Source organism: Ramlibacter sp. (assembly GCF_035706265.1).
Taxonomy (GTDB): domain Bacteria; phylum Pseudomonadota; class Gammaproteobacteria; order Burkholderiales; family Burkholderiaceae_C; genus Ramlibacter.
Map to the genome: position 1 here is coordinate 1 of NZ_DASSVG010000366.1, position 5,870 is coordinate 5,870.

At 71.5% G+C, this 5,870-nt stretch carries 7 protein-coding genes; 5 read left to right on the forward strand and 2 right to left on the reverse strand.

Going from position 1 to position 5,870, the window contains the following annotated elements; translation table 11 throughout:
• A partial coding sequence (locus VFM98_RS13280; RefSeq protein ID WP_325110393.1) for a M48 family metalloprotease occupies positions 1-921 on the forward strand: 921 nt, incomplete at its 5' end.
• A gap of 20 nt (positions 922-941) precedes the next feature.
• Here the strand turns inward: VFM98_RS13280 and VFM98_RS13285 are convergent.
• Together VFM98_RS13285 and VFM98_RS13290 are read right to left on the reverse strand one after the other, a co-directional pair.
• Positions 942-1,907 carry a hypothetical protein gene (locus VFM98_RS13285; RefSeq protein WP_325110394.1) on the reverse strand — a complete coding sequence of 322 codons (966 nt, stop codon included), beginning with the start codon at positions 1,905-1,907 and terminating at the stop codon, positions 942-944.
• Between the two features lie 180 nt (positions 1,908-2,087).
• Positions 2,088-2,951 (reverse strand): Rossmann-like domain-containing protein, encoded by an 864-nt coding sequence (locus VFM98_RS13290; protein ID WP_325110395.1) that lies wholly within the window; start codon positions 2,949-2,951, stop codon positions 2,088-2,090.
• An 86-nt stretch (positions 2,952-3,037) separates the two neighbouring features.
• Between VFM98_RS13290 and VFM98_RS13295 the strand changes: the two genes are divergently transcribed.
• From VFM98_RS13295 to VFM98_RS13310, 4 genes are all read left to right on the forward strand, one after another.
• Positions 3,038-3,376, forward strand: a complete 339-nt coding sequence (locus VFM98_RS13295) for a DUF2845 domain-containing protein (RefSeq protein WP_325110396.1) — start codon at positions 3,038-3,040, stop codon at positions 3,374-3,376.
• Between the two features lie 144 nt (positions 3,377-3,520).
• Positions 3,521-3,913 carry a group III truncated hemoglobin gene (locus tag VFM98_RS13300; protein ID WP_325110397.1) on the forward strand — a complete coding sequence of 131 codons (393 nt, stop codon included), beginning with the start codon at positions 3,521-3,523 and terminating at the stop codon, positions 3,911-3,913.
• Positions 3,913-5,562 carry a cbb3-type cytochrome c oxidase subunit I gene (locus VFM98_RS13305; protein WP_325110398.1) on the forward strand — a complete coding sequence of 550 codons (1,650 nt, stop codon included), beginning with the start codon at positions 3,913-3,915 and terminating at the stop codon, positions 5,560-5,562. Before VFM98_RS13300 ends, VFM98_RS13305 begins: the two co-directional genes overlap by 1 nt.
• Positions 5,552-5,870, forward strand: a 319-nt coding sequence (locus tag VFM98_RS13310) for a cbb3-type cytochrome c oxidase subunit II (protein ID WP_325110399.1), incomplete at its 3' end; no start/stop codon positions are given. The genes VFM98_RS13305 and VFM98_RS13310, both read left to right, overlap by 11 nt.

Genomic DNA, 5,870 nt, shown 5'->3' on the forward strand with positions numbered 1-5,870 from the left:
GCGGGTGTGCATCTCGCGCTCGCGGCCTGCTGGCTGCTGGTGAGCTTCGCCTCGCCGGTCGGCCTGCCGTTCCCGCGCTTCTTCTTCACGGTGAACGTGGGCGTCACGCTGCTGCTGGTCCTGGGCGGCTGGTGGCTCGAAGCCTCGAGCCTGCGCCTGCCCGGCGCGGCGCAGCGGCTCGCGCGCCGGCTGGGTGCGCGCGAGGTGCGGCCTTCCGTCTCCGAGGAGGAACAGCGCCTGGCCAACATCGTCGACGAGATCTGCATCGCCGCCCGCATGCCGCGTCCCGAGGTGATGGTGATGCCGCGCCACCAGGCGATCAACGCGTTCGCCGCCGGCTGGGACGAGGACGATGCGGTGGTGGCCGTCACGCAAGGGGCGCTGGAGCAGCTGACGCGCGAGGAGCTGCAGGGCCTGGTCGCGCACGAGTGCAGCCACCTGCACGAAGGCGATACGCGCCTGAACATGCAGCTCGCGGGCATGGTGTCCGGGCTGGAGCTGGTGTGGGATTTCGGCGCCACGATCCGCGAGCGCGGCGGCGTGGCGCTGCTGTTCGGGACCGCGATCATGGCCATGGGCGCGGGCGGCTGGTACGCGGGCCGCCTGCTGCAGGCCGCGGTGGCGCGCCAGCGCGAGCTGCTGGCCGACGCGCGCGCGGTGCAGTGGACGCGCAGCCGCGACGGCCTGGGCGGCGTGCTGCGCAAGGCGCTCACGCAGCGCAAGGAGGCCGACGCGCTGCCGGCCGATCCGCCGCTGCCGGGCCTGGTGCAGCACCTGCTGCTGCTCGGGCCGGCGGCGGAGAAGGGCGGCCGGCTGGACGCGCACCCGCCGCTGGCGCTGCGCATCGAGCGCATCTACGGCCGGCCCATGCCGCCGCTGCCGCTGCCGCGGCGCCCGGCGCCGGCGTACCGCTGGGCCTGAGGCCCGCACCGCCCCCGCTCCTAGGCGTGCAGGCAGCCCTGGGCCTCGGCGGCCAGGCGGGCAGCCAGCTTCTTCATCGGCGCGTGTTCGCCGGCGGCAGCCGTCGCCACCAGCCGCTGCACCGAGGCGGCCGCATCGTGCACGGTGCCGGCGGCCAGCGTGCGCTCCAGCCGGGCCCACCACACCAGCGACCACATCCAGGAAGTGCCCGGCAGGCGCGCCGCGCGCTCCAGGCAGGCGAGGTAGTGGCGGTCGGCGAGGCCGGCGTCGCCGGTGCGGCTGGCCGCGAAGCAGCTCGCGAATTCGTACAGCAGCAGCGCGGGATCGGGCGAACCGCCCGTGAGGGTGCCGATGGCGCCCGCCCGCAGCATCTGCTCCTGCTCGTACAGCAGGCGCCCGAGCTCGGAGAAGTCGACCCGGTGGCGCGCCATGCGGCCGGTGGCGCAACGCAGCACCTCGGTGAAGACCGCGTTGGACAAGGGATGGAACGCCGCCGCCTGCGAGCCGGTCTCCTCGCGCGCGAGATGGCAGGCCGCATCGAGCACGCCGCGGGCGGTGCCGTAGTCGCCGGCCCAGCAGGCCGCCACGCCACGGTAGTTGAGGCCGGCGGCGCCCCGCGCAGGCACGCGGCCGGCGCCGGCCAGCGCCTGCTCTGCCGCCTGCGCCGACAGCACGTCGTCGCCGAGCGCGCCGTCCACGTAGCTCAGGGCGAGCATGGAGTCGGTAAAGCCCGTGGCGTCGTGGTGCTTCGCGAACAGCGCTTGCGCCCGGGTGGCGAAGGTGCGGGCCCAGGCGAAACGCGATTCCAGCGACAGCACGCTGGCCAGCAGCAGGCAGGCCTGCGCCTCGCCGTGCGAATCGCGCGCCGTCACGGCGGCGGCCAGCGTCTTCTTCGCGCGCTCGCCGGTGCCGAGCCAGTCGCCGGCGCTCCACGCGTCGCGCGCCGCATGCAGCTCGTGGCGAATCTCCGAGGCACCACAGGCCATCCTTGTTCTCCGTCCCCTGTTTGAATTTCTCTGCAGCAGGGCGATCATGAGCGAGCCGCATTGTCCGGAGCTGACAAATTGCTGCGGCAGGTCAAGCATGTGGCGAACAGGCCATGCGCGCGTGCAGCAGGCGGCGCGCGCCTCTCCCTCATTTGAAGGATTGCGTCGGGCACGCGGCCGTCAACACGCGCGCGCGAGCAGGCGATCGAGGCCGGGATAGCGCTGCGGCGTGAGCGTGACCTTGCGCGAGGCATCGCCCCATTTCTCGCCGGCCGCCACGCGCGCGAGGAAGGCCTCGGCATCCGTCACCCACGCCGTCCCCACCGCGCTCACGCCGGCGGCGAACAGCGCATCCGGCGGGCAGCCGGCCGAGGGCCCCACGATCGCGACGGCCTCCGCATGGCGCCAGTGCGAGGCCACCTGCTCGAAGGTGTCGTTCAGCAGCAGGGTGCTGGTCGACACGATCTTGTTGCAGCCTTGCAGCCGCTGCGGATCGAGCGTGACGGACAGCCCCGGCTCCTCGCGAACGAGTTCGGCCTTGAGTTCCAGCACCACGACGGGGATGCCCAGCGCGCGTGCGTGCCGGATCAGCGGCGAGAAATGGCCCACCATGCCGAGGCGGTCGCCGGCCGCGAGGCCCAGCGAGCCGAAGGAATCCACCGAGTCGTCGGGCGCGAAGCCCGCGCGCTCGCAGAGCCGCCGCGTCAACGCGTTGAGGGTGGCCAGGCCCAGTGCGCGGGCGGCGCCGTCGCCGTCCGCATAACCGGCCACCAGCTCCGCCGCCGCTGCGCCGGCCACGGGCCGCGTGCGTTCGTGCAGCGCGCGCAGCGTGCCATTGAGCAGCGTGAAGGACAGGCCGACGCTGCCGTCCTCGAGCTGCACGGCGCAGAACTCGCCTTCCTTGCCGGCCGGGGCCGGCAGCGGCGGCAGCACCAGCCGCGTGACCCGCGCCGGGCCGAGGGCGTCCTCGATGCGGCCGGCGGCATCGACGAGCCAGTGACGCACGGATGGGGCAGGGCGGCTGGCCGCGGGCTGAAGGGGCATGGCGAAAGGTTCCTCCTGCGGGGATCGTAGCCGCGCGGCGCGCCGCAGGCGCACAATGACCTTGCCCCAGGCTACCGGAGCCCAGCATGAACACGCTTCTGCGCGCCGCCCTGGCGCTCCTGGTCGCGGCGCCGGGCGCGCACGCCGAATCCCTGCGCTGCAACGGCGCCATCGCGGCCGAAGGCGACTCGAAGGTCTCGGTCCTCTACAAGTGCGGCCAGCCGCTGCTGGTGGACACCTCCTGCGCGCCGGTCTTCCTGCCCGGCTCGATCTATCCCGTGCCGCCCTCGATCGCGGGCGCCTACGTGCCGTGCCAGCCGGTGGAGGAATGGCTGTACGAGCGCGGGCCCGGCAACCTCGTGGCCATCGTCGTCTTCCGCGACGGCAAGGTGCAGTCGATCCGCTACGGCCGCAGGCCGGATTAGCGCCCGCAGCCGCTCCCGTTGCCAGATTCCGCGCGCCGGCGCAAGCCGGAATGCCGCAATCCGTCGACGGTCTTTTTAAGATGGATCAAACATGCATCTTATAATTCCGCAGCGCCGCAACGGCGAGCGAGCCAACCGCAACCCATGCCAACTCCCGATCTCTGCACCGAAGAAGAGGTGCACCAACTCGTTCACGGCTTCTACGCCAAGGTCCGGCGCGATCCCGTGCTGGGGCCGATCTTCGACACCCACATCGATGACTGGGAGCCGCACCTCGCGAAGATGGTGGACTTCTGGTCCGGCGCGCTGCGCGGCACGGCGCGCTTCCGCGGCACGCCGATGCCCAAGCACGTGGCGCTGCCCGGGCTCACCGCCGAACTGTTCGAGCGCTGGCTGACGCTGTTCGGCCAGACCACCGCCACGCTCGGCAACCCGCCGATGCAGGAGCGCGCCGACGAACTCGCGCACCGCGTGGCCGACAGCCTCTGGTACGGGTACCGCATGTACCGCACCGCCTACGCGGAGGGCCAGGCCTGATGGACAGCGCGATCCTCAGCCTGCTCGGGGCCTTCCTGCTCTCCATCCTGGGCCTGTTCGTCTTCATCTGGTCGCTGCGCAAGGGCCTGCTGGTGGAGAACCCGGCCGCGGCTTCGGTGATCTTCGCCCGCGGCGAAGTGGGCCGCGTCGAGGACCCCACCCTCTCCAGCCACGGCGAACGCGCGCTGCAGCAGGCGGCGCACCCGGAACCCGGCACCGCCGATCCCGAGGAGCTGAAGGCGCGCGTGCTGGCCGACCGCTCCACCGCCTTCCCGGTCTTCATGTTCGCGGCCTTCGCCTGCTTCTGGCTGCTGCTCGGGTCGATCGCGGGCCTGACCTCGTCGATCAAGCTGCACGAACCGGATTGGCTCACGCAGTGGGCCTGGCTCACCTTCGGGCGCATCCGCACGGTGCACCTCACGGCGGTGCTGTATGGCTGGATCACGAATGCAGCGCTCGGGATGATCCTGTGGCTGCTGCCGCGGCTGCTGCGCACCCGCCTGCATGGCGCCGTGTGGACCATGCTGGGCGGCGCGCTGATCAACACCGGCATCGCCGCCGGCATCGGCGCCATCGCCGCCGGCTGGACCGACGGCATGGAGTACCTGGAGATCCCGTGGCAGATCGGCAGCTTCATCGTCGCCGGCTTCGTGCTGATCGTGCTGCCGGTGCTGTTCACGCTGGTGAACCGCAAGACCGAGCACCTCTACGTGAGCGCCTGGTACATGGTGGCCGGGGTGCTGTGGATCACGCTGCTGTTCCTGGTGGGCAAGCTGCCCGGCGTGCACACCGGGGTGCAGCAGGCCACGACCAACTGGTGGTACGGCCACAACGTGCTGGGCCTGTGGTTCACGCCGGTGAGCGTGGGCGCGATCTACTACTTCCTGCCCAAGATCATCGGCCGGCCGGTGCGCTCGTACAACCTGTCGATCCTCGGCTTCTGGACCCTGGCGTTCTTCTACGGCCAGGTCGGCGGCCACCACCTGGTGGGCGGCCCGGTGCCCGGCTGGCTGGTCACGCTGTCGATCGTGCAGAGCCTGATGATGGTGATCCCGGTCATCGCCTTCACCATCAACATGGGCGGCACGCTGCAGGGCCGCATGCACCTGGCGCGCTTCTCGCCCACGCTGCGCTTCATGATGTTCGGCGGCCTGATGTACCTGGCCTCCTCGCTGCAGGGTTCGATCGAGGCGCTGCGCAGCGTCAACGCGGTCACGCACTTCACCCATTACACGGTCGGCCACGCCCACCTGGGCGCCTACGGCTTCGTCAGCATGGTGCTGTTCGGCGCCATCTACTTCATGATGCCGCGCGTGCTGAACTGGGAGTGGCCCTTCCCGCGCCTGATCACGCTGCACTTCTGGCTGGGCGCCGTCGGCATCCTGATCTACTTCGTCGCGCTGACCGTCGGCGGCTGGCTGCAGGGCCTGGCCATGCTCGATCCGGCCCGCGCCTTCATGGAATCGGTGACGCTCACGCTGCCCTACCTGAAGTGGCGCTCGGTCGGCGGCGTGCTGCTGGTGCTCGGGCACCTGATCTTCGTCGGCCACTTCCTGGCCATGGCGCTGCGCTTCGGCCCGATGCGCACCGGCGCCGCCCTGTTCGCTCCGCGTCCCGACCTGCTGCCCGCTCCCGCTTATGGAAAATGAATTCAAGCTGGCGGCCGGGGCCATGGTGGCCGTCGGCGTCGCCACCGCCGCCCTCGTGGTGCTGCCCTACGTGCAGGTGCGCGACATCGCGCCGCCGCCCAAGCTGCAGCCGTACACCGACGCGCAGCTGCGCGGGCGCGAGGTCTACATCGCCAACGGCTGCGTCTACTGCCACAGCCAGCAGCCGCGCGACCGCAGCCTTGGCCCCGACCTGCAGCGCGGCTGGGGCCGCGCCTCGGTGCCGGGCGACTACGTGTACGACCAGCCGCACCTGCTGGGAAGCATGCGCACCGGGCCCGACCTGTTCA